The following is a 24,160-nucleotide window of genomic DNA, read 5'->3' as shown; positions in this document are numbered from 1 at the left end:
GCGTGGCCCCGGCCTACTCTGTGGAGGCCATGAACACTCCCGGGGAGGCCCGACGGAGCGCCCTGCGCAGCCCGTGGTTCCAGGACGCCGGCCTGGCAGCGCTGCTGCTGGCCGGCACCGCCGTGGTCGCCGACCCTGCACCGGGGACGGCCGTCGTCTGGTGGGCGGCGACCGCCGTCGGCGTCGCGGCCGTGGTCCTGCGGCGGCGGTGGCCTGTGCCGGCCTTCACCGCGGCGCTGCTCGCCGCCGTGGCGCGGATGGCGCTGGGAGCCGGCCCGGCTCCGGCCGACGTCGCCGTGCTGGTCACGGTCGCGACCGTCGCGGTGCTGCGCCCCCGGCGGGTCTCGCTCGTCGCGCTGGGCGCAGGGCTCGCGGTGGTGACGGCCTGGTCGCTCGTCGTCGCGTCGGCCGGTGGGGGCGGCGGGTTCGGCGCGGGCGGGGAGACGCTCGGCGCGGGCGGCGCGCCGGCGCCGTCGTCGTGGGGCGGTCCCGCGGTGCTCGGCCCCCTGCTGGCGGCATCGTGGGCGCTCGGCTGGGGCGTGCGGTCCCGCCGCGCCTACCTCGCAGAGCTCGAGGCACGGGCGCGCGACCTGGAGCGCGAGCGCGACCAGCGGGCCGCCCTCGCCGTCGCGGCGGAGCGCGCCCGCCTCACCCGCGAGATGCACGACGTCGTCGCGCACGGCCTCGCCGTCATCGTCATGCAGGCGCAGGGCGGGGCGGCGGCGTTCGAACGGCGTCCCGCCGACACCCTGGCGGCCCTGGACGCCATCGTCGCGACCGGCCGCGCCTCCCTGGCGGACATGCGGCAGGCGCTGGCGCCGGACGACGGACGCGACGACCGGCCGGACGACCGGCCGGACCGCGGCCCGGCCTCGGAGCCCGGGCTGGCGGACCTGGCCGGCCTCGTCGACCGGGTGCGGCAGGCAGGCACGCCCGTCGCGCTCCACGTCGAGGGCGCACCGCGCCCCCTCGCGGCCGCGGTGGACGCCGCGGCGTTCCGGATCCTCCAGGAGTCGCTGACCAACGTCATGCGGCACGCCGGGCCTGCGGCGTCCGCCCAGGTGCTGGTGTCGTACGACGACGGCGCGCTGACCCTCGAGGTGAGCGACGACGGGCCGGACCGGGCCGACGACCGGGGCGAGCGCGACCACGGCGGGAACGGGCTGCGGGGCATGCGTGAGCGCGCCGCGCTGCTGGGAGGCGAGGTGTCCGCGGGGCCGGGCCCGCGCCGGGGCTTCGCCGTGCGCGCCCGCCTGCCGCTCGACCCCGCGGTGCCCTGGGCGCGGGAGGTGGCGCCGTGACGCGGGTGCTCGTCGCGGACGACCAGGCCCTGATCCGGGCGGGTCTGCGGATGATCCTGGAGAACGCCGACGACATGGAGGTCGTCGGCGAGGCCGACGACGGCGCCGCCGCGGCCGACCTGGCCGCCGAGACCCGTCCCGACGTCGTGCTGATGGACGTCCGGATGCCGGGTGTCGACGGGCTGGAGGGCACGCGGCGCATCTGCGCCGGGCCACCGGACGGCCCGCGCGTCCTGGTGCTCACGACGTTCGACCTCGACGAGTACGTGTATGCGGCGCTCCGGGCCGGCGCGGGCGGCTTCCTCCTCAAGGACGCGCTCGCCGCCGACCTGCTCTCGGCGATCCGGGCCGTGGCGCGCGGGGACGCGATCGTGGCGCCGCCGATCACGCGGCGGCTCATCGAGCGGCACATCGGCACGTCGGGCGACCCGCTGCCCCGCACCGCGGCGGAGCTCGACCTCCTCACCGCGCGCGAGCGCGAGGTGCTGGGGCTGGTGGCGCGGGGGCTGTCCAACGCGGAGGTCGCGGGCCGGCTGTTCGTCACCGAGGCCACCGTGAAGGGCCATGTCAGCGCCGTGCTGGCGAAGCTCGGGCTGCGCGACCGCGTGCAGGCGGTGATCTTCTCCTACGAGTGCGGGCTGGTCCGCGCGGGCGCGTGATGCCCGCGCGGACCAGCCCGCGCCGTCGTCCCGGAGCCGTGCTACTTCGTGTCCTCCGCGAGGGAGCCGAGGTAGAGGGAGATGACCTTCGGGTCGGACTGGAGCTCCCGGCCGGTGCCGGTGTAGGCGTCCCTGCCCTGGTCGAGGACGTAGCCGCGGTCGCAGATCTGCAGGCAGCGGCGGGCGTTCTGCTCCACCATGATCACGGACACGCCGGCCTTGTTGATCATGCGGGTGCGCAGGAACGTCTCGTCCTGGCGGACGGGGGACAGGCCGGCGGACGGCTCGTCGAGCAGCAGCACGGACGGGTTCATCATGAGCGCGCGCGCCATGGCGACCATCTGCCGCTCTCCGCCCGACATCGCGCCGGCGCGCTGGGTGCGGCGCTCGTGCAGCACGGGGAACAGGTCGCGGATGAACGACCACCGCTCCTCGAACGCCTGGGGCCGCAGGTAGACGCCCATGCGCATGTTCTCCTCGACGGACAGCGAGGGGAACACGTTGTTGGTCTGCGGCACGAACCCGACGCCGCGGGCCACGAGGGCGTTCGCCTTCATGCCCGTGATGTCCTCGCCCTCGAGCGTCACCGTGCCGGAGTGGATCTTCACCAGCCCGAAGAGCGCCTTGAGGAGCGTGGACTTGCCGGCGCCGTTGGGGCCGATGATGCCGACCAGCTCCCCCTTACCCACCTCGATCGAGCAGCCGTCGAGGATGTGCACGCCGGGGATGTAGCCGGCGACGAGGGCGTCGGCCCGGAGCAGGACCTCCTTGCCCTCGGGGACGCCGCCGCGGTGGGCCTCGGTCGTCAGGGTGTCGGTCATCGCTTCTCCTCCTCGGCCTCGAGGCGGGCCAGGATCTCGGGGTCGAGCAGCGAGTCGTCGCCGAGGTCGGTGTCGTGGTGGGCGCCGAGGTACGCGTCGACGACGGCCTGGTCCTGCATCACCGTCGTCGGCGGGCCCTCGGCCACGATGCGGCCCTCCGCCATCACGACCACCCAGTCGGAGATGTGCCGCACGGCGTGCATGTCGTGCTCGACGAACAGCACGGTCATGCCCTGGTCGCGAAGCGCCTGCACGTGCCCCAGCAGCGACTGCACGAGGGCCGGGTTCACGCCGGCCATCGGCTCGTCGAGCATGATCATCGTCGGGTCGGTCATGAGGGCGCGCGCCATCTCGAGCAGCTTGCGCTGCCCGCCGGAGAGCGACCCGGCGAAGTCGTCCGCCTTCGCGTCGAGCTTGAAGCGGGCGAGGATCTCCATCGCCTTCTCGGTGGCGGCCTTCTCGTGCCCCTGCCAGGTGAACGGCAGCCACGAGAGCCAGAACCGTTCGCCGGGGTTCTTCGGGGACGCGAGCAGCATGTTCTGCAGCACGGTGAGCCGCGACAACGCCTTGGTGAGCTGGAACGTGCGGACCATCCCCGACTGGGCGACGCGGGCCCCGCTCTTGCCGGCGAGCGACCTCCCCTCGAAGCTCCAGCGCCCGCTCTGCGGGGTGTCGAACCCGGTGAGGAGGTTGAAGAACGTCGTCTTGCCGGCGCCGTTCGGGCCGATGAGCGCCGTGATGGCGCCGCGCTGCACCTCGAGGTGCTCGACGTCGACCGCCGTCATGCCGCCGAACCGGCGCACGACGTCGTCGGCCACGAGGATCGCGTCCGGCTTGGACGCCCCGACGACGGCCTCGACGTGCGCGAGGTCGTCGCGGGCCTCTGCCGCGACGGCGGAGGTGGGGGCGACGGCGGCCGCCGCGGCGGCGTCGACGACGGACTCGGGCTCGGGGGCGGTGCCGGCGTCCTGGCCGGCCGAGGTCTCTTCGGACATGTCAGCGGACATTGAAGGCCAGCTCCTTCTTGTTCCCGAGGATGCCCTGCGGCCGGAAGATCACGAGGAGCATGAGGGTGATCCCCACCAGCATGCCGCCGATCTGCTCCACGTTGGTGGTGCTGATGATCTCGCCCACCCCGGTGTTCTCGGACAGGGCGCGCATCCCGGTGCGCATGAGCATGTAGGCGCCGAAGAAGATCATCGCGCCGAGGACCGGCCCGAAGACGGTGGCGGCGCCGCCGAGCAGCAGCACGGTCCACACGAAGAACGTCATCGTGCGGCCCATGGCGTCGGGCGCGATGGTGATCGGCAGCACGTAGAGCACGCCGCCGAGCGCGCCGAGCATGCCGCCCAGCACCAGCGACTGCAGCTTGTACGAGTAGACGTTCTTGCCGAGCGCACGCACGGCATCCTCGTCCTCGCGGATGCCCTTGAGGACGCGGCCCCAGGGGCTGCGGGTGACGAGCCAGACGAACAGCAGGGCCAGGGCGACGACGCCCCACGCGAAGATCCGCGTCCACCAGGAGTCGGACCCGGTGTTGATGTACTCCAGCGGCCCCAGCGCGGTGCGGCCGTCCGGCAGGGGCGACAGGTCCTGGAAGGTGCCCTTGTAGTTGCGCCCCTGGAGGCCGGAGGCGCCGCCGGTCCACTCCTGCAGCCAGGTGGACCGGCCGATCCAGCGGATGATCTCCGCCGCCGAGATCGTGACGATGGCCAGGTAGTCACCACGCAGCTGGAGCGTGGGGATGCCGAGGACCAGGGCGAACAGCAGCCCGGCGGCCAGCGCGATCACCAGCGCGAGGAAGAACGGCGCGCCGGCGATGGTCGCGATGCCGAAGCCGTACGCGCCGAGCAGCATGAAGCCGGCCTGGCCCATGTTGAGCAGGCCGGTGTACCCGAAGTGCAGGTTGAGGCCGATCGCCGCGACCGCGTACGCAGCCGTCGTGGGTGCGATGAGCTCGGCGAGGGACTGCGTGAGGATTCTGAGGAACTCGTCCATGGTCGGTCTCCCTTCAGCCGATCCGCTCGCGGCGGCCGAGGATGCCCTGCGGCCTGATCAGGAGCACGAGGATGAGGATCACGAGCGCCGACGCGTACCGCAGGTCGCTCTGGATCACGAGGTTGGACAGCTCGACGACGAGGCCGATGAGGATCGACCCGACGAGGGCGCCGAAGGCGGTGCCCAGCCCGCCGAGGGTCACCGCGGCGAACATCAGGAGCAGGAGCTGCACGCCCACCTGCCAGTTGAACGACCCGTACGAGATGCCCCACATGAGCCCCGCCAGCGCCGCGAACGCGGTGGCCAGTACCCAGACGATGCGGATCACCTTGTCGGGGTCGATGCCGGTGGCCGACGCGAGCGCGGGGTTGTCCGACACGGCGCGGGTGGCGCGCCCGAGGCGGGTGCGCGTGAGGAACAGCGCGAAGCCGACCAGGCAGACGAGCGCGACCGCCATCGAGATCCACGACGTGGTGCTGAGCGTGATCCCGACGAGGGTCAGCGGCTTCGGGTTGCTCGACACGATGCGCAGGGAGCTGCCGCCGATGAAGAGCTGGATCACGTACTGCAGGGTGATCGAGAGGCCGATCGAGACGATCATCAGCTGCATCACGGGTGTGCCGCGGCGGCGCAGCGGCCGCCAGATGGCGGCGTCCTGCCCGAGCCCCGTGAGGGCGCAGAGGGCGATGGTCAGCGCGCCGCCGAGCCAGATCGACATCCCCCAGTGGTTGATGGCGATGAACCCCAGTGCCGCGCCGAGGGCGAACTGCTCTCCGTGCGCGAAGTTCGACATCCCGGTGGTGCCGAAGACGAGGTTCAGGCCGATGGACGCGAGCGCGAGCAGCAGGCCGAAACGGATGCCGGAGCCGAACTGCTGCCACACCTGGCCCCAGGACAGGTCGCCCTGGGAGGCGTCGCCCTCCGGGGCCGTGCCCACGGCGTCGCCCTCGGTGGCGGTCTCGTCGTCGGCGGGGGCGCTCGTCGTGGCCTCGGCCGACGGGCTGGCCTCGTCCTCCGCGGCCGTCCCGAGGAGGAAGGCCGCGCGGCCCGTGCCGCCGGTCTGGGCGACGACCTCCGTCGTCGTCTCCGCGGGCGGTGCCTGACCGGCGGGGAGCGAGGACGGGTCGAGGGTGACCGTGTACCGGCCCACCTCCTCGACGGGGATCGAGATCCGGTCCGTGGTGGTGGTGACCGTCTCGTCGAACCCGCCGGGACCGGTGATCGTCAGCTTCGCGTCGGCCACGGGGTCGCCCGCCTCGTCGACCACCCGGACGGCGATGCAGGCCGTGGAGTCGCCGGGGGTGCAGTCGGTGGGTATGGCTGTGCTCGTGCTCTCGGCGGCTGTGGTGTGTGCCGCGCTCTCCGCTCCGGGACTCGCCTGTGCTGGTGGCAGGGCGAGCGCCAGGGGCGCGAGGGCGATCGCGAGCGCCGCCGCGGTGCGGCGCAGCACGATCGCCCTGGTCGGTCGGTCCGTCGTCATCGGCCGGGTCCTCCGTAGGTCGGTGTCGTTCCCCGGGCGAGCCCGGGGTCCCACCCGCTCGCCCCGTCGATGCAGGGACACTAAAGGCCCCATGTATCCGCAGGGTTTCGCGAGCGTGCCGTGAGTGTAGCGAGCAAAATGTGACGCACCTGACAGATCCAGGTCACAGTCGTGCATCACGCGGGCGGATCCCGTCCGGGCGCCGGCGGCACCTAGGCTGGCCGCGTGCCCGACGACCTCACGCCCGCCGCCGATCTCGCCCCCACCTCGCAGGACGCGCCCGTCGCGGCCCCTGCCGAGGCCCCCGTCGCGGAGCGCCGCCCGACCGTCCGCTCGCACCACGGCGACGACGTCGTCGACGACTACGAGTGGCTGCGCGACAAGGACTCGCCCGAGGTGCTGGCGCACCTGGCCGCCGAGAACGCGTGGACGCAGGCGCAGCTCGCGCACCTCGCGCCGCTGCGGCAGGACGTGTTCGACGAGATCAAGGCACGCACCCTGGAGGCGGACCTGTCCGTCCCCGTCCGGATGGGCTCCTTCTGGTACTACACGCGCACCGAGGAGGGCCGGCAGTACCCGATCCACGCCCGCGTGCCCGCGGCGGGGGAATGGGCTCCGCCGCGGATCGAGCCGGGCACGGTGCCGGCGGGCGAGCAGGTGCTGCTGGACCAGAACGCCGCGGCCGAGGGGCACGACTTCTTCGCCCTCGGGTCGTTCGACGTCTCGGAGGACGGCGCCCGCCTCGCGTACGCCGTCGACACCACCGGCGACGAGCGGTTCGCGCTGCGCGTGCGCGACCTGACGACGGGCGAGGACCTGCCCGACGTCGTCGAGGACACGTTCCCCGGCGCGATGCTCACCCCGGACGGCCGGTACCTCTTCTACCCGACGGTCGACGACGCGTGGCGGCCGTACCGGGTGTGGCGGCACGAGGTGGGGACCCCGGCGGCCGACGACGTGCTCGTGCTCGAGGAGCCCGACGAGCGGTTCTGGATCGGCGTCGGGCTCACCCGCTCCCGCCGCTACCTGGTGATCGAGGCAGGGTCGAAGACGACCAGCGAGGCGCGCGTCCTGGAGGCGGACGACCCGACCGGCGACTTCCGCACGGTCTGGGAGCGTCGCGACGGCGTCGAGTACACGGTGGAGCACGCCGTCCTGCCGTCGGACGACGACGGCTCCGGCACCGACGGCCGCGACGTGCTGCTCGTGCTGCACAACGACGGCGCGGAGAACTTCGCGCTCGTCGCCACCGACGTCCCCGCCCGGGCGGGCCAGCACTCCGCCGGGCCGCTCGACCCCGCCGCGGCGCGTGTCGTCGTGCCGCACGACCCGGACGTGCGGCTCGAGGGCGTGGACGCCTTCGCCCGCCACGTGGTGCTGAGCCTGCGGCGCGAGGCCCTGCCGCGCATCGCCGTCGTCGACCTCACGCGCACGACGGCGGACCAGCCGTGGACGCCGCGGGAGATCGACGTCGACGAGCCGCTGTTCTCCGTGGCCCTCGACGCGAACCCCACGTGGGAGCAGCCGCTGCTGCGGGTGCAGCACACGTCGTTCGTCACGCCCGCCACCGTGCTGGACGTGGACCTCGCCACCGGCGAGCGGCACGTGCGCAAGCAGCAGCCCGTGCTGGGCGGCTACGACCCGGCCGACTACGCGCAGCGCCGCGAGTGGGCCACGGCCGAGGACGGCACGCGGGTGCCGATCAGCCTCGTGTGGCGGCGGGACGCGGTGACGCTCGACGGGGCCGGCACCCGCGCGGAGCCCGCGCCGTTGCTGCTCTACGGGTACGGCGCGTACGAGGCGAGCATCGACCCCTACTTCTCCGTGCCGCGCCTCAGCCTGCTGGACCGCGGCGTCGTGTTCGCCGTCGCCCACGTGCGCGGCGGCGGCGAGCTGGGCCGGCACTGGTACGACGACGGCAAGCTCGCGGCCAAGGAGCACACGTTCACCGACTTCGTCGCCTGCGGCCGCCACCTCGTGGAGACGGGCTGGACGTCGCCCGAGCGCATGGTGGCCGACGGCGCCAGCGCGGGCGGGCTCACCGTGGGCGCGGCGCTCAACCTGGCGCCCGGGCTGTTCGCCGGCGTGCTCGCCGGGGTGCCCTTCGTCGACGCGCTGACCTCGATGCTCGACCCGACGTTGCCGCTCACCGTCGTCGAGTGGGACGAGTGGGGCGACCCCCTGCACGACGCCGACGTGTACGCCCGCATGAAGGCCTACAGCCCGTACGAGAACGTGCCCGACGACGCGTCCGCGTACCCGCGGGTCCTGGCCACCACGTCGCTGCACGACACGCGCGTGCTCTACGTGGAGCCGGCCAAGTGGGTGGCGCGGCTGCGGGCCGCCGGCGCCCCCGCGCTGCTGAAGATCGAGATGTCCGCCGGCCACGGCGGCGTGTCCGGCCGGTACGCGCGCTGGGAGGAGATCGCGTTCGAGCACGCGTGGACGCTCGACGTCCTCGGCGTCGGGCAGGGCTGAGGCGGCCGGCGGGCGGACGGAGGGGGGCCCGCGAGCGGCCCGGGTGAACCCGGGGTGGTCGATCCCACATCGCGATGCTGGAACGGCGGGCGCGCCCCGGACGTCGTACCGTCGCGGGGCCGGGGTCGCGCGGCCCCGCTTCGTCGCCGCTGAGCCGGCTCCGTGCGCGCCCGCACGACCGGCCGTCTGGAGCTCGTGTGTCAGGGAACGCCACCACCCGGTTCGCCAACGTCTCGCTGCTGGCCGTCACCAGCCGCCTGCCCTCCGGCGTACGGACCTCCGCCGACGTGCAGAAGCGGCTCGCGCCCGCGCTGCGCCGGCTGCGGCTGCCCACGACGCTGCTGCAGCGCGTCGCCGGCGTGCAGGAGCGCCGGGCCTGGACCACCGCCGAGGACGTGGACGACGCCACCGTCGCCGCCGGGCAGGAGGCGCTACGCGTGGCGGGCGTCGAACCCGCCGACGTCGGGCTGCTCATCAACACCTCCGTGACCCGGCGCCACCTCGAGCCCTCCGTCGCCGTGCGGCTGCACCACGGGCTGGGGCTGCCGTCGTCGGCGGTGAACTTCGACGTCGCGAACGCCTGCCTCGGCTTCATCAACGGCATGAGCCTCGCCGCCGGGATGATCGACTCCGGCCAGGTCCGCTACGCCGTCGTCGTGGACGGCGAGGACGCCGACGTCATCCACGACCGCACCATCGAGCGGCTGCTGCGCGCCGACCGCACCCGCGACGACTTCATGCAGGAGTTCGCCTCGCTCACCCTCGGCTCCGGCTCGGCCGCCGCCGTGCTCGGCCGCGCCGACGAGCACCCGGAGGGGCACCGCGTCGTCGGCGGCGTGACCCGCGCCGCGACGCAGTTCCACGACCTGTGCGTGGGCAGCACCGAGGGCATGTTCACCGACGCGAAGGCGCTGCTCGACGGCGGCCTGGAGCTCGTCGTGGACGCCTGGAAGGACGCCGTCGCCGACTGGGACTGGTCCGGGATGGACCGGTACGTCACGCACCAGGTGTCGCGCGTGCACACCACCGCGATCGTCGAGGCCGTCGGCCTGGACCCCGCCGCCGTCCCCACGACGTACGAGCGGCTGGGCAACGTCGGGCCGGCGTCCGTGCCGATCACGCTGGCGGAGCAGCAGGACACCCTGGGCGCCGGGGACCGGGTGCTGCTCATGGGCGTGGGCTCCGGCATCAACACCGCCATGCTCGAGCTCGCCTGGTGACGGGCGTCGTGACCGGCCCCGTGACCCGTCCCGTGACCGTCCTGCGCCCCGCCGACACCGTCCCGCCCGGCCTCCCCGGCCTCGACCCCCGGTACAGCCACGTGCTGACCGACGCACGCGGCGGGTCGTGGCACTACCTCGACAACGGGCCGGAGCTCGCCGCCCGGGGCGTGGAGCCCGTCGGCACCGTGCTCGCCGTGCACGGCAACCCCACCTGGTCGTACCTGTGGCGGCGCCTCGTGACCGGCGCCGGCGACGCGGCCGTCGACGCGGCCGGCGGCGCGGGCGACGGCGCTGCTGTCGGCGGGGCGCCCGCGTGGCGCGTCGTCGCCGTCGACCAGCTCGAGATGGGCCTGTCCGGGCGCACCGGCGAGCACCGGCCGCTGGCCCGCCGCGTCGCCGACCTCGGCGCGTTCACCGACGCGCTCGGCCTGACGGGGCCCGTCGTGACGCTGGGCCACGACTGGGGCGGCGTCGTCTCGCTCGGCTGGGCCGTGGACCACCCCGACCAGCTCGCCGGCGTCGCGCTCCTCAACACCGCCGTGCACCAGCCCGACGGCGCGCCGGTCCCCGCGCCGCTGCGCCTCGCCCTCGCCGGGCCCGTGCACCGGCTCGGCACCCGCACCACGCGCGCCTTCCTCGAGACCACGCTCGCGCTGGCCCGTCCGCGACTGGCCGACGACGTGGCCGCGGCCTACCGGCTGCCGTACCTCACCGCCGGCGAGCGCGACGGCATCGAGGGGTTCGTCGCCGACATCCCGGTCGACGACGCCCACCCCAGCGCGGCGGAGCTGGACCGCATCGCGGCCGGTGTCGCCGCGCTGACCGTGCCCGCCGTCATGCTCTGGGGCCCCCACGACCCGATCTTCTCCGACCGCTACCTCGACGACCTCGTGCACCGGCTGCCGCACGCGCACGTGCACCGGTTCGTCGACGCCGGTCACCTGATCGCGGAGGACGTGGAGTGGGTGCCGGCGGTGCTGCGGTTCCTGTCCGGGGTGCCGTCGGCGGCGGGGTTGGGTTCGGCGGCGGGGTCAGGTTCGGCGGCGGGGTCGACAAGCTCGGGCGCGGATGCGTTCACGGGCCCCAGGGGGCCCTCCACTTCGGGAAGGTCTACATCCGCGCCCGAGCTTGTCGACCCCGCCGCCTCGTACGACAACGTGCCTTTCGATTTGTCGGCCGAGCCGACCGGGCGTGCGTCGACGCGCCCAGCCGGCGGCGGTGCGGGGGCGGGTGCTGTGTCCCGCTTCGTGCCGTTGTGGGCGGCGCTGGACGCGCGGGCCGGCGACCCAGGGGCTGCCGTGCTGGACATGTCGGTGCCCGGGGCCGACGGGCGGCCGTTCACGGCGAGCTGGCGGGCGCTGGACCGGCAGGTGCGGCGCATCGCCGCCGGGCTGCACGGGATCGGCGTGCGGCGCGGGGACCGCGTGTCGCTGCTGGTGGAGCCGGGGCCCACGCTGACCGCCGTCGTGTACGCGTGCCTGCGGATCGGCGCCGTCGTCGTCGTGGCCGACGCCGGGCTGGGCGTGCGCGGGCTGACGCGCGCGCAGCGCGGGGCGTGGCCGCGCTTCGTCGTGGCGCAGCGCAAGGGCCTGGCCGCCGCGCGGGCGCTGGGCTGGCCGGGGGTGCGGATCTCCGCCGAGCCGCTCGCCCCCGCGGCGCGCCGGGCGCTCGGCGTGACGCACGAGCTGGTCGACGTCGCCCGGGCGGGCGAGGGCCTCCCGCTGCCGCCCGAGCCGGGGCCCGAGGATGAGGCCGCCGTACTGTTCACGTCGGGCTCGACGGGCCCGGCCAAGGGCGTCGTCTACCGGCACGCCGAGCTGTCGGCCCTGCGCGACGCGCTCGCCGCGCACTTCGACGTCGGGCCCGAGACGGGCCTGGTCACGGGATTCGCGCCGTTCGCCCTGCTGGGCCCCGCGCTCGGCACGCGGTCGGTGACGCCGGTGATGGACGTGTCCTCGCCCGCGACCCTGACCGCGAGGGCGGTCGCCGACGCCGTGCGGGCGTCGGACGCGCGCATCGTCTTCCTGTCCCCGGCCGCGATCCTCAACGTCGTCGCGACCGCGGACGCGCTGGACGACGACGACCGCACCGCCCTCGGCCGCGTGCGCACGGTCCTGTCCACGGGGGCGCCCATCTCGGCCGCGCTGCTCGGCTCGGCGGCCGAGCTCATGCCCGCCGCGACCGCACACACCCCGTACGGGATGACGGAGTGCCTGCTCGTCACCGACGTCACGCTCGACGGCATCCGGGAGGCCGCCGCGGCGCCCGACGACGGCGTGTGCGTGGGCCTGCCCGTCGGCGGCGGCGAGGTGCTGGTCAGCGCGCTCGACGACGACGGCGCCGCGACCGGCGCGCCGTCCGACGCGCCCGGCGTGCTCGGCGAGGTGCTGGTGCGCGCCGGGCACCTCAAGGAGCGCTACGACCGCCTGTGGCTGACGGACCTGGCCGCCGAGCGGGACACCCCGCCCGGGCGCTGGCACCGCACCGGCGACGTCGGGCACCTGGACGACCAGGGCCGCCTGTGGATCGAGGGCCGCCTCGCGCACGTGCTGCGCACCGCCGACGGCCCGCTCGCTCCGGTGGGCCCCGAGCAGCACGTGGAGCGCGTGCCCGAGGTGCGGCGCGCCGCCGTCGTCGGCGTCGGCCCGGCCGGGCTGCAGCAGGCGGTCGCCGTGGTCGAGACCGTGGCCGGCGTGCGGCGCCCCGGGCTCGCGTCCGAGGCGCTCGCAGCCGCCGTCCGCGCGGCGTCCCCCGTGCCGCTGGCGGCCGTGCTGGTGGTGCCGCGGATGCCCACCGACGTGCGGCACAACTCCAAGATCGACCGCGGCCGCCTCGCCGCCTGGGCCGACGGCGTGCTCACCGGCGGCCGGTGGGGCGCGCCGTGACCGGGGTGACCGTGCTGGTGACCGGGGCGTCCGGGCTGCTCGGCGGCGCGGTGGCCCGCGCGCTCGTGGCGCGCGGGGACGACGTGCGCACGCTGCAGCGGCGGCCGTCGGGCGTCGAGGGCGCGGCGGACGTGCTCGGCACCGTGACCGACCCGGACGTCGTCGCGCGCGCCGTCGACGGCGTCGGCGCCGTCGTGCACCTCGCGGCCAAGGTGTCGCTGGCCGGGGACCCCGCGGAGTTCCGCGCCGTGAACGTGGACGGCGCGCGGACCCTGCTGGACGCCGCCGAGCGCGCGGGGGTGGCGCGGTTCGTCCAGGTGTCGTCGCCGTCGGTCGCGCACCTGGGGACGTCGCTGGTGGGCGCGCCGGCCACGCCCGCGGACCCCGAGCGCGCTCGCGGCGAGTACGCGCGCACCAAGGCCGCCGCCGAGGTGCTGGCGCTGGGCCGGGACGGCGGCGGGGCGGGCCGGGGCTCCTCCGCGCCGCGTGTCGTCGCCGTCCGTCCGCACATCGTCTGGGGGCCGGGGGACACCCAGCTCGTGGAGCGCGTCGTCGACCGCGCGCGCCGCGGGCGGCTGCCGCTGCTCGGGCACGGCGCCGCGCTCATCGACACCCTGTACGTGGACAACGCCGCCGACGGCATCCTCGCCGCCCTCGACCGCCTCGACGACGCGCCCGACGTCGTCGGCGGGCGCGCCTACGTGCTGACCAACGGCGAGCCGCGCACCGTCGCGGACCTGCTCGCCGGGATCTGCCGTGCCGCGGGCGTCACGCCGCCCGCGTGGCGCGTGCCTGCCGGCCTGGCGCGGTCCGCGGGCGGTCTCGTCGAGGCGCTGTGGCGCGTGCGCCCCGGCGCCGACGAGCCACCGATGACGCGCTTCCTCGCCGAGCAGCTGTCCACCGCGCACTGGTTCGACCAGCGCGCCACGCGCCGCGACCTGCGCTGGACGCCCGCCGTCGACGTCGACGAGGGCCTGCGCCGCCTGGCCGCGCACTACGGGGGCTCGGCGCCGTCGCCCCGATAGCCGTGCTGTGGCCGTCTCGTCGCGCGTCCCGCCACGCGCGAGCACGACACGCCGCCTCAAGATGAACAGCAGGTGAACAGTCCCGGAACAGTTCACCGAACGGACGGCAGACCGTCGAAAACTCCGAGGTTCACCCCCCACGATGGGTGCCGTGACCGAGACGCTTCTGCTCGCGCTCGTCGTCGTGACGGCCCTCGCGTTCGACTTCACGAACGGGTTCCACGACACGGGCAACGCGATGGCCACCTCCATCGCCACCCGAGCCCTCAAGCCCCGGACCGCCGTCGCGCTGTCCGCCGTCCTCAACCTCGTCGGCGCGTTCCTCTCCCTCGCCGTCGCCGCCACGATCGCCAAGGGCATCGTCGACGCGGGAGTCATCACGCTCCCCGTCGTCCTCGCCGGGCTGGTCGGCGGCATCACCTGGAACCTCATCACCTGGCTGTTCGGCATCCCGTCCAGCTCCTCGCACGCCCTCGTGGGCGGCATGGTGGGCGCCGTGCTCGCCGCCGTCGGCACGTCGGGCGTGCTGTGGTCCGGCGTCGTGTCCAAGGTGCTGGTGCCGGCCCTCATCGCCCCGGTCGTGGCGATCGCGGTGGCCGGCCTCGGCACCTGGCTCGTGGCCCGCCTGACCCGCGGCGTCCCGCAGGACGTCACCAGCCGCGGCTTCCGCTGGGGCCAGATCGGCTCCGCGTCGCTCGTCTCCCTGGCGCACGGCACCAACGACGCGCAGAAGTCGATGGGCATCATCCTGCTCGCCCTCATCGCGGGCGGCGCCGTGCCGGCCGACTCGGGCGTGCCGTTCTGGGTGATCATCAGCTGCGCCCTCGCCATGGCGCTCGGCACCTACCTGGGCGGCTGGCGCGTCATCCGCACGCTCGGCAAGGGCCTCGTCGAGATCGACACCCGTCAGGGCATGGCCGCCGAGACCTCCTCGGCCGCCGTCATCCTGCTGTCGAGCCACTTCGGCTTCTCGCTCTCGACGACGCACGTCGCCACCGGCTCCGTGCTCGGCTCCGGCGTCGGCATGCCGGGCGCCAAGGTGCGCTGGAGCGTCGCGGGCCGCATGTTCGTGGCCTGGATGGTGACCCTCCCGGCCGCCGGCCTGGTCGGCGCCCTGTGCCACTGGCTCGAGTCGTCCATCGGCGGCGCCGCCGGCACCATCGCCGTCTTCGCGCTGCTGGTCGTCGTCTCCGCCGCGATCTGGCTGGTGTCGCGCCGCAAGCCCGTCGACCACACCAACGTCAACGAGGCCTGGGACGAGGAGAAGGGCGCGTCCGTCGAGGCTGTCGCCGCCACCACCGGCGAGGCCGGCGGCGAGCGCGTCGCCCCGGTCCCCGCCGTCGCCACCGCATCGTCCGTCACCCCGGCCGTCGCCTCCCTCAGCGGGGCCTCGAACCAGAAGGTGGGAGCATGACCGACTTCATCGAGTGGGGCGCCCTCGGCCAGGTGCTCGTCGCCGGGCTGATCGTCGGCGCCGGCATCCCCGCGCTGTTCGCCCTCGGGCTCCGGCTGCTGGCCGGCACCACCGCGGAGACGCCCGCCACCTCGTCCGACGCCGACGGCCCCGCGCCCCGCGTCATCGCCATCCCGCGCCCGTCGCCGGCCCGCCTCGCCGGCGCGATCGTGTGCATGGGCGTCGTGGTCGGCGCCATCGCCTTCGGCCTCGTCTTCCTGGTCTCCGGCGGCCACTGACCGTCCCCTGCTCGAAGGGAACAGGTCAGCGGGCGAGGTCCGCGGCGGCCTCGAGAGCACGCGCGGCGCGCTCGTCGCCCAGCGCGGTGCACGCCGTGACGGCGGCGGCCGTGCGCGGCCCCGACAGGCCGACGAGGGACGCGCGCAGCACGTCGGCGTCGTGCACGGTGCCCAGCAGGTCCTGCAGGGCGCGATGGCGGTCGACGACGGCGGCGGCCCACCGATCGGTCCCGGCGTCGCCCGAGGTGCCGAGCACCTCGGCGGCGTAGCGCGCGCGGCGCGCGGCCTTGCGCAGCCGGTGCACCGCCTCCGGAGCCGGGCGAGGGCCGTCGTCCGGGCCCGCCCACGAGGCCACCGGTGCGGCCCGACGGCGCACCCGCGCCAGCTCGTGCTCGACGCCCGGGCGCAGCGCCGTCGCCGCGTCGGCACCCGGATCGCCCGCCCGGGGTCCGAGCACCGCGTGCGGCGCGACGGCGAGGGCGTCCAGCCGCGAGGTGAGGTCCCGGCAGCGGGGCGACGCGAGTGCCTCCGCCACCCCGCCCCGCGCGTCCTCGTGCGCGGCCCGCAGCGCGCCGTCGAGCAGCACCAGGCCCGCGTGCACCTCGGGGTCGGCACCGGGCGGGTCGGTGGTCAGGTCGGCGGCGAGCGCCGCGAGGCCCGCGCGCCGCACCTCGGCGTCGCGCGCCGCCCCGAGGGTGCGGACCCACCACGTCAGCGCGTCGAGCGTGCCGTCCTCCGGGTCGAGGCACGGCCGGAACGCGCGGAGCGTGCCGCGCAGCCGTCGCACGGCCACGCGCGCGTCGTGGACGGCCTCGGGAGCGTCGGGGCCCGACGCCGCGAGGCGCACGTCGTCGTGGCCGCGCAGGATCGTCTCCGCCTGGGTGCGGATCGCGTCCGTGAGCACCTCGCCGGCCGTGCGGGCCATGCTCGATCCTCGCCCGCGGGCCGGGCGCACGCCCGGGGCGGGGTCAGGCGCGGGCCGCCGTGAGCGCGAGGGTGAACCCCTGCTGCACGAAGCTGCCCCCGACGTCGTCGATCGCGGCCCCGAGCCCGTCCAGGACGGCGCGCAGCTGTTCCGCGGGCAGGCGCGTCGCGAGGCCGGTGGTGGGCACCCAGTCGAGCCACTCGTCGCGGGTGTACGTGCGCTGCCAGTCGAACCGGTGCTCGCGTGGGGCCTCGAACCGGCCGGTCGCCCGCACGCCGTCACCGGCGCGGGCCACCATGGGCGCGTAGCCGTCGATCGACGTCATCGTCCCCGCCGTCGCCATCGGCGACCCGGGCAGCACTCGCGCGTAGACGGCCGCGAATGCCGCCGCCAGGGCGGCCGGCGGGTCGCCGGCGTTCCAGAACACGCTCAGCTCCCCGCAGGGGCGCAGGACGTCGGCGGCGCGGTTCGCCCCCGCCTCCGGGTCCACCCAGTGCCACGTCTGGCCGGCGGTCACGGCGTCGAACGACCGTCCCGCCGGGTCCCACTCCTCGAACGGGGCGACCTCCACCTCCGTCCCGTCACGGCGCGCCACCTCGGCCATGCGGTCGTCGACGTCCACGCCGAGCACGTCGCACCCCGCGGCTCGCAGCTGCCGCGCGACGATCCCGGTGCCCACCCCGACGTCGAGCACGCGCGGCGTGCGCCCCGCCGGCGCGACCCGGGCCGCCGCCGAGGCCACCGCTGTGATCAGGGCGTCCGGATAGCGCGGGCGGGCTCGGTCGTAGCGGTCGGCGTCGACGCCGAACGACGAGGCGACCTGGCGGAGCTCCGCCGGGTCCGGGACACCGGGTGCTGTGGGGGTCATGCCGTCAGCCAAGACCCGGCCGTCGCGCGGGTCAACGATGTTCGCGCCCGGCGGACCCGCCGAGGTAGTCCGAAACCTGCCGAGGTAGTTCGAGATCCCGCGAGGTAGTTCGATTCCTGTCGAGGTAGTGGACTACCTCGGCGCGAACCGAACTACCTCGCGGGATCTCGAACTACCTCGGCGAGAGCTGGACTACTTCGCGGGGGTTCGGACTACCTCGCCGGGATGCGGACTACCTCGCGGGGAGGGCGGCCTTGGCGGCAAGGACGCGGCGCGCGGACGCGTCGACCTTCTTCGCGAACGCCGGGTCCTTGCGGGCCTTGGCCACGAGGGCGTCGGTCATCGCGGGCGCGACGGACGGGTCGGCGGACGCGAGCACCAGGTCCACGCCGGCGTCGACGGCCTCGACCGCGCGCCGGCCGGGCGACCAGCCCTGCACCTGGACCGCCGCGGACAGGTCGTCGGTCATGACGACGCCGTCGAAGCCGAGCCGGTCGCGCAGGAGGTCGCCGACGACGACGGGGGAGAACGCGGCGGGCGCGTCCGGGTCGATCTTGGTGTAGATGGCGGTGGACATCATCACGAACCGCGCGCCGGCGTCGATCCCCTGCGCGAAGACGCCGACGGACGGGTCGTCGTGGGTGGTGACGTCGTCGGTCACGTGGGTGGAGGTGTCCGTGTTCGACGTGACGCGCCCGAGACCCGGGAAGTGCTTGATCACGGTCTCGACGCCGGCCGCGCGCTGCCCCGCGCTGAACGCGTCCGCGGAGCGCACCACGCTCGTCGGCGTGAAGCCGTAGCTGCGGCCGAAGTAGCCGATGGGCGGGTTGTCCGCGGCGTCGGCCTCGTCGACCAGGTCCATCACGGGCGCGAGGTTGAGGTTCACGCCGGCGGCGGCGAGCTCGTCACCCCAGCCCCGCGCGCGCTTCTCGAGCGTGGCGGGCTTCCAGGTGGCCTGCTCCGTGGCCTTCGGCATCGTGGAGAACCCCGGCCCACGCAGCACCTGCACCAGGCCGCCCTCCTGGTCGGTCGCCACCAGCAGGGGGGTGCCGTGCGTGGAACGGGCCGAGACCAGCGCGGTGTACCGGTCGACGAGGTCGCGCGTGGCCTGGACGCCCGCGGTGCTGCGGCCGTGCAGGAAGAGGTTGCCCACGTGGTCGTCGCGGATCGCCTCGGCGCTCACCGCGGCCGGGTCGCTCACCGACACCCCCACCATGACCAGCTGGCCCACCTTCTGGCGCAGCGTCCAGCCGGCGAGCACGTCGTCCGGCTCCGCGGTGCCCTCCGTGGGCTTCGCCGACGACGAGGCGGTCGGCGTCGGACTCGGGGTGGCGGTCGGGGAAGGCGGCGGCGTCGGGGAGGGGGTGGGCGACGGGGCGCTGGTCGGGGACGCCGCGGACGACGACTCGGGAGCGGGCGCAGGCGACGGCTCGCCGACCGGGCCGGAGCAGCCGGCGGCGAGCGCTCCGGCGGCGAGCAGGGCGGCGACGGGCGCCGCCCCGCGCCGAGGGGTCACGCGCGTCGGGCAGGGGCACCGTCGCGGTGGGCGAGGGTGGCGAGCGCGTCCTGCCAGTGGGCCTGCGAGCTGCTCGCGTGCTGGGCCGTGTCGATGTTCTCCTGCCGCACGGACACCACCGTACCCGTCTCGTCCGGTTCGAGACCGATGCGAATCTCGTGGTAGTTGTCCGGGACGTCCGCAAGCTCCGCGAGCGGGGAGAAGTGCGTGAAGTGCAGCAGCCGCGGCCGGTCGACGGCGATCACCACGCCCTTGTCGGCGAACTGGCGCCCGAAGAAGTGCCCCTCGAAGGTCACCGGGCTGCCGGGCTGGAAGTCCGTCTCGATGTTCGCGCCCAGCATCCACCGCGCGCCCGGGTGCATGAGCTCCGCCCACACCCGCTCGGGCGGCTGGGTCACGTGGATCGACGCCTCCGCGACGTGCGGGTAGCGGTGCGAGGACGCGCTGCTGGGGCTGGTCGGGGTCGTCATCGTGGGGGGTTTCCTTCCGCCGGCTCCGGTAGGTCTCGACCCTATCCCCGAGGCTGAGCGGGTGCCCCGTCGCGGGCGAGCTCCCGCAGGAGACCGAGCACGTCGTCGACGGACTGCGCCGGGTCGGTCACGGGGGCCTGCACGTGCCGCACGACGCCCGCCGGGTCCACCAGGAGCGTGACCCGCTTGAGCCGGTCCGCGCCGCCCGCGCGGAACACGGGCAGCCGCAGGGCGGAGGCGGCGAGGCCGTCCTGGTCCGACGCGAGCAGGTAGGGCAGGTCCGCGTGCGCGGCGAACGCCGCCTGCTGCTCGGGGTGCTGGGTGCTCACGCCGAGCACCCGCGCGCCGGCGGCGTCGAGGTCGGCGTGCCGGCGGCCGTAGGTGACGCACTCGAGCGTGCAGCCGGCGGTGCCCGGGACGTCCCCCCAGCGTGGCGGGTACCCGTGGGTGCCGGGCGCGTACGCGCCGGGGAAGAAGAACAGCGCGGTCCAGCGGTCCGGGTCCACGAGGTGCACGGTGGAGCCGTCGTGGGCGGTGAGCGCGACGTCGGGCACCCGCGTGCCCTTCAGCGCCCGCGCCCGGGCGAGGTCGCCGTCGCCCAGGGCGCCGCTCAGCGTGCCGTCGCCCATGACGAACCGCGTGCCCCACTCCTGCAGGGCGAGCAGCACGGGCAGCAGGCCCTCGCCGCGCGCGGTGAGCCGGTAGTCGTGGCGGGGCGGGCGCTCGGAGTAGGGCACCTTCTCGAGCACGCCGTGCTCCACGAGCGACCCGAGCCGCTCCGTGAGCGCCCGGCGCGACAGGCCGAGCTCGCGGTCGAACCCCTCGAACCGGGCGACGCCGGCGGCGGCCTCGCGGACGATCAGCAGGCTCTGCCAGTCGCCGACGACGCCCAGGGACTGCGCGATGCCGCACGAGCTGTCGGCAAGGTCCTCGCGGCGCATGGTGGTCATCCTCTCGCCGGGCCGGGGTGCGCGTCCATCCCGCGTCGTGGTGTAAGTTCCAATTTGAAACTTACACCCGCACGGTGGTGTGAGCGGGCGTTTGGCCCTGTTCTCCCGGTGACCGAGGGCCAAACGCCCGCCCACAGCGGTCAGCCGGGACCCCGACGACGAGGAGGTGGCCGGTGGCCACGAGTGCACGGCCGTTCTGGACCTACTGGGCCGCGAGCACCACGAGCGGCGTCGGCACCGCCGTCACCGGCGTCGCGCTGCCGCTCACGGCGGTCACCGTGCTCGACGCCGGTCCCGTCGAGACCGGTGTGCTGGCCGCGTCGTCCTACCTCGCCTGGGGGGTGCTCGGGCTGCCCGCCGGCGCGATCGTGCACCGGCTCCCGCTGCGCGCCACGCAGGTCGTGGCCGACCTGGTCCGGGCCGCCGCGATCCTCGCCCTGCCGCTCGTGTGGTGGCTGGGCGAGCTCTCCCTGGTCCACCTCGTCCTCGCCGCGCTCGCCGTCAACGTGGCCGAGGTGTTCTTCTTCACCGCCAACACCACCTTCCTGCCCACGGTGGTGCCGCAGCACGAGCTGACCAGCCGCAACAGCCTCGTGTCCGGGACGCAGGCCGCCACGCAGCTCGGCGGCCCGTCGCTCGCGGGGCTCCTGGTGCAGGCCGTCGGCGCGGTGCCCGCGCTGCTGGTCGACGTCGCCTCCTACGTCGCGTCCGCGCTGCTGCTGCGGCGCCTGCCCGAGCGGCGCGAGCCCGCCCTCGGCGACGGCGAGACGCGCCCCGGCATGGGGCAGATGATCGCCGAGGGCTGGCGGTTCGTCGTGCGGCACCCCGTCATGGCGCCGGCCACCTGGTGGGCCTGCGCGGTGAACTTCGTGTGCGGCGTCCAGGCCGGCCTGTTCGCCCTCTACCTGGTGCGCGACCTCGACGCCCCGCCCGCGATGGTCGGTGTGCTGCTCGCCGCCGACGGCGTGGGCTCGCTGCTCGCCGCGGCCGCCACCCCATGGCTCGTGCGCCGGTTCGGGTCGGCGCGCGTGCTGCTGCTCGACGGGCTGGTCGGGTTCGCCGGCGCCCTGCTGATCCCGCTCGGCGCCGGGGCCCTCGGCTGGCTGTGCTTCGCCGTCGGGACGCTCGTGTTCGGCGCCTCCGTGGTGCCGGGCAGCGTCGTGACGCGCACCTACCGCCAGGTGGCGAGCCCGCCCGCGCTGCTGTCCCGCGTGATGGCGACCGTCCGGTTCGTGTCCTGGAGCATGATCCCGCTCGGTTCGCTCGCGGCCGGCGTGCTCGCCGCGCACGTGGGCAACCGGGCCGTGCTGCTCGGCTCCGCGTTCGTCATGCTGCTCGGCCCGCTCATCGTGGGCCTCAGCCCCGTGCGCCGGCTGCGGGACCTCGAGGACTTCGACGCCGCTCGGCCGGTCCCGTCGGAGGCCGCCCCGGCGTCGCGCTGACCGGTCAGGGCGGCAGGTTCCGGACTACCTTGCGGGGCTTCGGACTACCTGGCCGCGTCTCGGACTACCTCGCGGGGTTTCGGACTACCTCGGCGATCAGGGCAGGGCGTCGGCCGCTGCGGCGACGAAGGCGTCGACGGTCTCCGGCGCGGTGTCCCAGGCGCACATGAGCCGCACCTCGACGCGCCCGGGCGTCTCGCCGTCGGCCCAGTCGTAGAACCGGGCGACGGCGCGCAGGCGGTCGGCGGCGTCGCGGGGGAGGGTCGCGAAGACGGCGTTCGCCTCGGTGGGCCGCGTGACGCGCACGCCGTCGTCGTCCGACCCGGGCAGGGCCTCGAGCCCCGCCCGCAGCCGGGCCGCCATGGCGTTGGCCTGCGCGGCGTTGCGGTGCCACAGCGGCTCGTCGTCGCCCGCGTCACCGGGCTCCCCGAGCAGCGCGAGGAGCTGCGCGGAGACGAACCGCGTCTTGGACGCGAGCTGCATCGTCGCCTTGCGCAGGAACGGCACGGCGGCCTGCGCCGCCTCCCGGGCGCGGGCGGACGCGGCGTCCGGCGCGTCGTCGGGCCCGAGGACGAGGACGGCCTCGCCGAGCATGCCGCCGTTCTTCGCGGCGCCCAGGGACACGACGTCCACCCCGGCGTCGGTGGTCAGGGCCCGCAGCGAGCAGCCGAGCGCCGCCGCCGCGTTGGCCAGCCGGGAGCCGTCCACGTGCACGGCCATCCCCAGGTCGTGCGCGACGTGCGTCAGGGCGCGCAGGTCGTCGAGCGCGTACACGGTGCCCAGCTCGGTGGACTGCGTGAGGGACAGCACGGCGGGGTGCGCGCGGTGCACGTCGTCGCGCTGCCAGGCCCACCGGGCGACGTCGTCCGGCGTGATCCGGCCGTCCACGGACGGGCAGGCGAGCAGCTTGAGGCCGCCCACCCGCTCGGGCGCGCCGTTCTCGTCGGTGTTGACGTGCGCGACGTCGGACACGACGACGCCGCCCCAGCGCGGCGACAGCGCGGTGAGCGAGACGACGTTGGCCCCCGTGCCGTTGAGCACCGGGAACGCGAGCGCCCCCGCGCCGAACACCTCGCGCACGCGGGCGTCGAGGCGTGCCGTCCACGGGTCGTCGCCGTACGCGACGGCGTACCCGTCGTTCGCGGCCGCGACGGCGGCGAGGACATCCGGGTGCGCGGGCGCGTAGTTGTCGGAGGCGAACGGCGGCAGGGTGCGGGGGTCGGTCACGCGCCTCAGGGTACGACCGTCACCGGGGAGGCTCCCCGGCGTCGTCGGCCGGGAGGACGGGCACCGCGCCCGTCGACTCCCGCCACACGATCCGGTGGATCGGGGAGCCCGGGCCCGGGCGCGGCTCCCCGCGCACGGCGGCGACCAGCCGGCGCATCGCGGCGCGGCCGGCCTCCGGGAAGTCGACGTCGACGGTGGTGAGCGAGGGCATCATGAGGGCGCCCATCGCGAAGTTGTCCCAGCCCGTGACGACCAGGTCGCCCGGCACCGACCAACCGCGCTCCGCCGCGCCGCGCAGCACGCCCGCGGCGAGGACGTCGTTGGCCGCGACCACCGCGACGGGCGGCGTGTGCGCGGGGAGCTCGAGGATCGCGCGGCGGGCGGCGTCGCCGGACCACGTGCCACCGAGGACGCCGAGCGAGACCACGCCGGGGGTCGCGGGGTCCGCCGCCGCCCGCGCGACCGCGTCGAGGTAGACGTCCCGCCGCGCGCGGGCCGACGCGTACTGGTCGTTCCCCGCGACGTGCGCGAACCGGCGGTGGCCCGCGGCGACCAGCGTCTCGACGAGCACCCGGACGGTGCTGGCGTCGGCGAGGTCGCCGAGGGTGCGCATCTGCTCGTCGAACGTCGCCTCGGCGACGACGGGCGTGGCCCCCTCTCCGGGGGCGCCCGTCGCGTCGGACAGCACCTCCGGGAGCACGGGCACCAGCGTGAGGATCCCCTCGTACTGGCGGCTCGCGGCCAGGTCGCGCACGCGCTCCGAGCGGCGGGCCACCGTGTCGTCGTCGGTCTGCGTCTCCATGACGAAGCCCGCGGCCTCGGCCACCTCGCCCGCGCCGGCGAGGAGGCGGAGCTGGTTGTCGAGCGTCGCGCCGGTGATCACGGCGAGTCGGCCGGACCGACGCGTGCGCATCGAGCGGGCGGCGAGGTTGGGGCGGTAGCCGATCGACTCGGCCACCCGGAGCACGTGCTCGCGGGTGGCCGCCGAGATCGTGCCGCGACCGGTCAGCGCGTAGGAGACGGTCGCCTGCGACACCCCGGCGAGGCGCGCGACGTCGCGGCTGGTGGGTGGGGTCGGCACCGCCACAGTATGACCTCCCGGACCTTTCGCCCGTTCCTACCGCTTGACACGACCGCGGGTCGCGGCCACGCTGGGTGATCGATCACATGATACGTATCATGCACGACGTCAGCTCGTTC

20 protein-coding genes are annotated in these 24,160 nt (G+C 75.3%); 9 read left to right on the top strand and 11 right to left on the bottom strand.

Going from position 1 to position 24,160, the window contains the following annotated elements; all coding sequences use genetic code 11:
* Nucleotides 1–29: 29 nt before the first annotated feature.
* Both ACWF41_RS01425 and ACWF41_RS01420 read left to right on the top strand, forming a co-directional pair.
* Nucleotides 30–1,301: a sensor histidine kinase gene (locus ACWF41_RS01425; RefSeq protein WP_380326746.1), complete on the top strand. Its 1,272-nt coding sequence runs from the start codon at nucleotides 30–32 to the stop codon at nucleotides 1,299–1,301.
* Complete coding sequence (locus tag ACWF41_RS01420; protein ID WP_380326749.1) at nucleotides 1,298–1,960, top strand: response regulator; 663 nt, start codon at nucleotides 1,298–1,300, stop codon at nucleotides 1,958–1,960. The genes ACWF41_RS01425 and ACWF41_RS01420 overlap by 4 nt, the downstream gene beginning before the upstream one ends.
* A 41-nt stretch (nucleotides 1,961–2,001) precedes the next feature.
* On the opposite strand, the gene ACWF41_RS01415 is transcribed toward ACWF41_RS01420, so the two are convergent.
* Genes ACWF41_RS01415 through ACWF41_RS01400 form a run of 4 tightly spaced genes read right to left on the bottom strand, consistent with a single transcriptional unit; the run spans nucleotide 2,002 to nucleotide 6,259 of the window.
* A complete protein-coding gene (locus tag ACWF41_RS01415; protein WP_380325354.1) occupies nucleotides 2,002–2,781 on the bottom strand; it encodes an ABC transporter ATP-binding protein in 780 nt (259 codons plus the stop codon).
* Nucleotides 2,778–3,776 carry an ABC transporter ATP-binding protein gene (locus tag ACWF41_RS01410; RefSeq protein WP_380325351.1) on the bottom strand — a complete coding sequence of 333 codons (999 nt, stop codon included), beginning with the start codon at nucleotides 3,774–3,776 and terminating at the stop codon, nucleotides 2,778–2,780. The genes ACWF41_RS01415 and ACWF41_RS01410 overlap by 4 nt, the downstream gene beginning before the upstream one ends.
* Before the next feature lies 1 nt (nucleotide 3,777).
* Nucleotides 3,778–4,779 (bottom strand): branched-chain amino acid ABC transporter permease, encoded by a 1,002-nt coding sequence (locus tag ACWF41_RS01405; protein ID WP_380325348.1) that lies wholly within the window; start codon nucleotides 4,777–4,779, stop codon nucleotides 3,778–3,780.
* 13 nt (nucleotides 4,780–4,792) lie between these two features.
* Nucleotides 4,793–6,259, bottom strand: coding sequence for a branched-chain amino acid ABC transporter permease (locus ACWF41_RS01400; protein ID WP_380325345.1), 1,467 nt, complete (start codon nucleotides 6,257–6,259; stop codon nucleotides 4,793–4,795).
* A 225-nt stretch (nucleotides 6,260–6,484) separates the two neighbouring features.
* Between ACWF41_RS01400 and ACWF41_RS01395 the strand changes: the two genes are divergently transcribed.
* The 6 genes from ACWF41_RS01395 (at nucleotide 6,485) to ACWF41_RS01370 (ending at nucleotide 15,562) form a co-directional block, all read left to right on the top strand.
* Nucleotides 6,485–8,737: a S9 family peptidase gene (locus ACWF41_RS01395; protein WP_380325342.1), complete on the top strand. Its 2,253-nt coding sequence runs from the start codon at nucleotides 6,485–6,487 to the stop codon at nucleotides 8,735–8,737.
* A gap of 197 nt (nucleotides 8,738–8,934) precedes the next feature.
* Complete coding sequence (locus ACWF41_RS01390; protein WP_380325339.1) at nucleotides 8,935–9,957, top strand: 3-oxoacyl-ACP synthase III; 1,023 nt, start codon at nucleotides 8,935–8,937, stop codon at nucleotides 9,955–9,957.
* Nucleotides 9,954–12,845 (top strand): alpha/beta fold hydrolase, encoded by a 2,892-nt coding sequence (locus ACWF41_RS01385; protein WP_380346795.1) that lies wholly within the window; start codon nucleotides 9,954–9,956, stop codon nucleotides 12,843–12,845. Before ACWF41_RS01390 ends, ACWF41_RS01385 begins: the two co-directional genes overlap by 4 nt.
* A gap of 5 nt (nucleotides 12,846–12,850) precedes the next feature.
* On the top strand, nucleotides 12,851–13,870 hold the full coding sequence (locus tag ACWF41_RS01380; RefSeq protein ID WP_380326116.1) for an NAD-dependent epimerase/dehydratase family protein: 1,020 nt from the start codon (nucleotides 12,851–12,853) through the stop codon (nucleotides 13,868–13,870).
* 142 nt (nucleotides 13,871–14,012) lie between these two features.
* Nucleotides 14,013–15,284, top strand: coding sequence for an inorganic phosphate transporter (locus ACWF41_RS01375; protein WP_380326113.1), 1,272 nt, complete (start codon nucleotides 14,013–14,015; stop codon nucleotides 15,282–15,284).
* Nucleotides 15,281–15,562: a hypothetical protein gene (locus ACWF41_RS01370; protein ID WP_380326110.1), complete on the top strand. Its 282-nt coding sequence runs from the start codon at nucleotides 15,281–15,283 to the stop codon at nucleotides 15,560–15,562. The genes ACWF41_RS01375 and ACWF41_RS01370 overlap by 4 nt, the downstream gene beginning before the upstream one ends.
* 25 nt (nucleotides 15,563–15,587) lie before the next feature.
* On the opposite strand, the gene ACWF41_RS01365 is transcribed toward ACWF41_RS01370, so the two are convergent.
* From ACWF41_RS01365 to ACWF41_RS01345, 5 genes are all read right to left on the bottom strand, one after another.
* Nucleotides 15,588–16,487, bottom strand: coding sequence for a CHAD domain-containing protein (locus tag ACWF41_RS01365; protein WP_380326107.1), 900 nt, complete (start codon nucleotides 16,485–16,487; stop codon nucleotides 15,588–15,590).
* Between the two features lie 43 nt (nucleotides 16,488–16,530).
* Nucleotides 16,531–17,355 carry a methyltransferase domain-containing protein gene (locus tag ACWF41_RS01360; RefSeq protein WP_380326104.1) on the bottom strand — a complete coding sequence of 275 codons (825 nt, stop codon included), beginning with the start codon at nucleotides 17,353–17,355 and terminating at the stop codon, nucleotides 16,531–16,533.
* A 232-nt stretch (nucleotides 17,356–17,587) separates the two neighbouring features.
* Nucleotides 17,588–18,871, bottom strand: coding sequence for a glycoside hydrolase family 3 N-terminal domain-containing protein (locus ACWF41_RS01355; protein WP_380325383.1), 1,284 nt, complete (start codon nucleotides 18,869–18,871; stop codon nucleotides 17,588–17,590).
* A complete protein-coding gene (locus tag ACWF41_RS01350; RefSeq protein ID WP_380325386.1) occupies nucleotides 18,868–19,341 on the bottom strand; it encodes an SRPBCC family protein in 474 nt (157 codons plus the stop codon). Before ACWF41_RS01350 ends, ACWF41_RS01355 begins: the two co-directional genes overlap by 4 nt.
* Nucleotides 19,342–19,382: 41 nt before the next feature.
* On the bottom strand, nucleotides 19,383–20,282 hold the full coding sequence (locus ACWF41_RS01345; RefSeq protein ID WP_380325389.1) for a winged helix-turn-helix transcriptional regulator: 900 nt from the start codon (nucleotides 20,280–20,282) through the stop codon (nucleotides 19,383–19,385).
* 182 nt (nucleotides 20,283–20,464) lie between these two features.
* On the opposite strand from ACWF41_RS01345, the gene ACWF41_RS01340 reads away from it, so the two are divergent.
* Entirely contained in the window at nucleotides 20,465–21,733 is a 1,269-nt protein-coding gene (locus tag ACWF41_RS01340) for an MFS transporter (RefSeq protein WP_380325392.1), read from the top strand.
* Nucleotides 21,734–21,829: 96 nt separating this feature from the next.
* On the opposite strand, the gene ACWF41_RS01335 is transcribed toward ACWF41_RS01340, so the two are convergent.
* On the bottom strand, nucleotides 21,830–22,960 hold the full coding sequence (locus tag ACWF41_RS01335) for a threonine aldolase family protein (RefSeq protein WP_380325395.1): 1,131 nt from the start codon (nucleotides 22,958–22,960) through the stop codon (nucleotides 21,830–21,832).
* Nucleotides 22,961–22,979: 19 nt separating this feature from the next.
* Nucleotides 22,980–24,041 carry a LacI family DNA-binding transcriptional regulator gene (locus ACWF41_RS01330; protein WP_380325397.1) on the bottom strand — a complete coding sequence of 354 codons (1,062 nt, stop codon included), beginning with the start codon at nucleotides 24,039–24,041 and terminating at the stop codon, nucleotides 22,980–22,982.
* Between the last annotated feature and the right edge of the window lie 119 nt (nucleotides 24,042–24,160).

This window comes from Isoptericola sp. NPDC055063 (genome assembly GCF_053608125.1).
This window is presented reverse-complemented; position numbering and strand designations above follow the sequence as displayed.

What these genes read in the sequence shown, in the direction of transcription:
- ACWF41_RS01425 (WP_380326746.1), top strand. Translation starts at nt 30, where the DNA reads ATGAACACTCCCGGGGAGGCCCGACGGAGCGCCCTGCGCAGCCCGTGG.
- ACWF41_RS01415 (WP_380325354.1), bottom strand. Translation starts at nt 2,781, where the DNA reads ATGACCGACACCCTGACGACCGAGGCCCACCGCGGCGGCGTCCCCGAG.
- ACWF41_RS01410 (WP_380325351.1), bottom strand. Translation starts at nt 3,776, where the DNA reads ATGTCCGAAGAGACCTCGGCCGGCCAGGACGCCGGCACCGCCCCCGAG.
- ACWF41_RS01405 (WP_380325348.1), bottom strand. Translation starts at nt 4,779, where the DNA reads ATGGACGAGTTCCTCAGAATCCTCACGCAGTCCCTCGCCGAGCTCATC.
- ACWF41_RS01400 (WP_380325345.1), bottom strand. Translation starts at nt 6,259, where the DNA reads ATGACGACGGACCGACCGACCAGGGCGATCGTGCTGCGCCGCACCGCG.
- ACWF41_RS01375 (WP_380326113.1), top strand. Translation starts at nt 14,013, where the DNA reads ATGGGTGCCGTGACCGAGACGCTTCTGCTCGCGCTCGTCGTCGTGACG.
- ACWF41_RS01370 (WP_380326110.1), top strand. Translation starts at nt 15,281, where the DNA reads ATGACCGACTTCATCGAGTGGGGCGCCCTCGGCCAGGTGCTCGTCGCC.
- ACWF41_RS01365 (WP_380326107.1), bottom strand. Translation starts at nt 16,487, where the DNA reads ATGGCCCGCACGGCCGGCGAGGTGCTCACGGACGCGATCCGCACCCAG.
- ACWF41_RS01360 (WP_380326104.1), bottom strand. Translation starts at nt 17,355, where the DNA reads ATGACCCCCACAGCACCCGGTGTCCCGGACCCGGCGGAGCTCCGCCAG.
- ACWF41_RS01350 (WP_380325386.1), bottom strand. Translation starts at nt 19,341, where the DNA reads ATGACGACCCCGACCAGCCCCAGCAGCGCGTCCTCGCACCGCTACCCG.
- ACWF41_RS01345 (WP_380325389.1), bottom strand. Translation starts at nt 20,282, where the DNA reads ATGCGCCGCGAGGACCTTGCCGACAGCTCGTGCGGCATCGCGCAGTCC.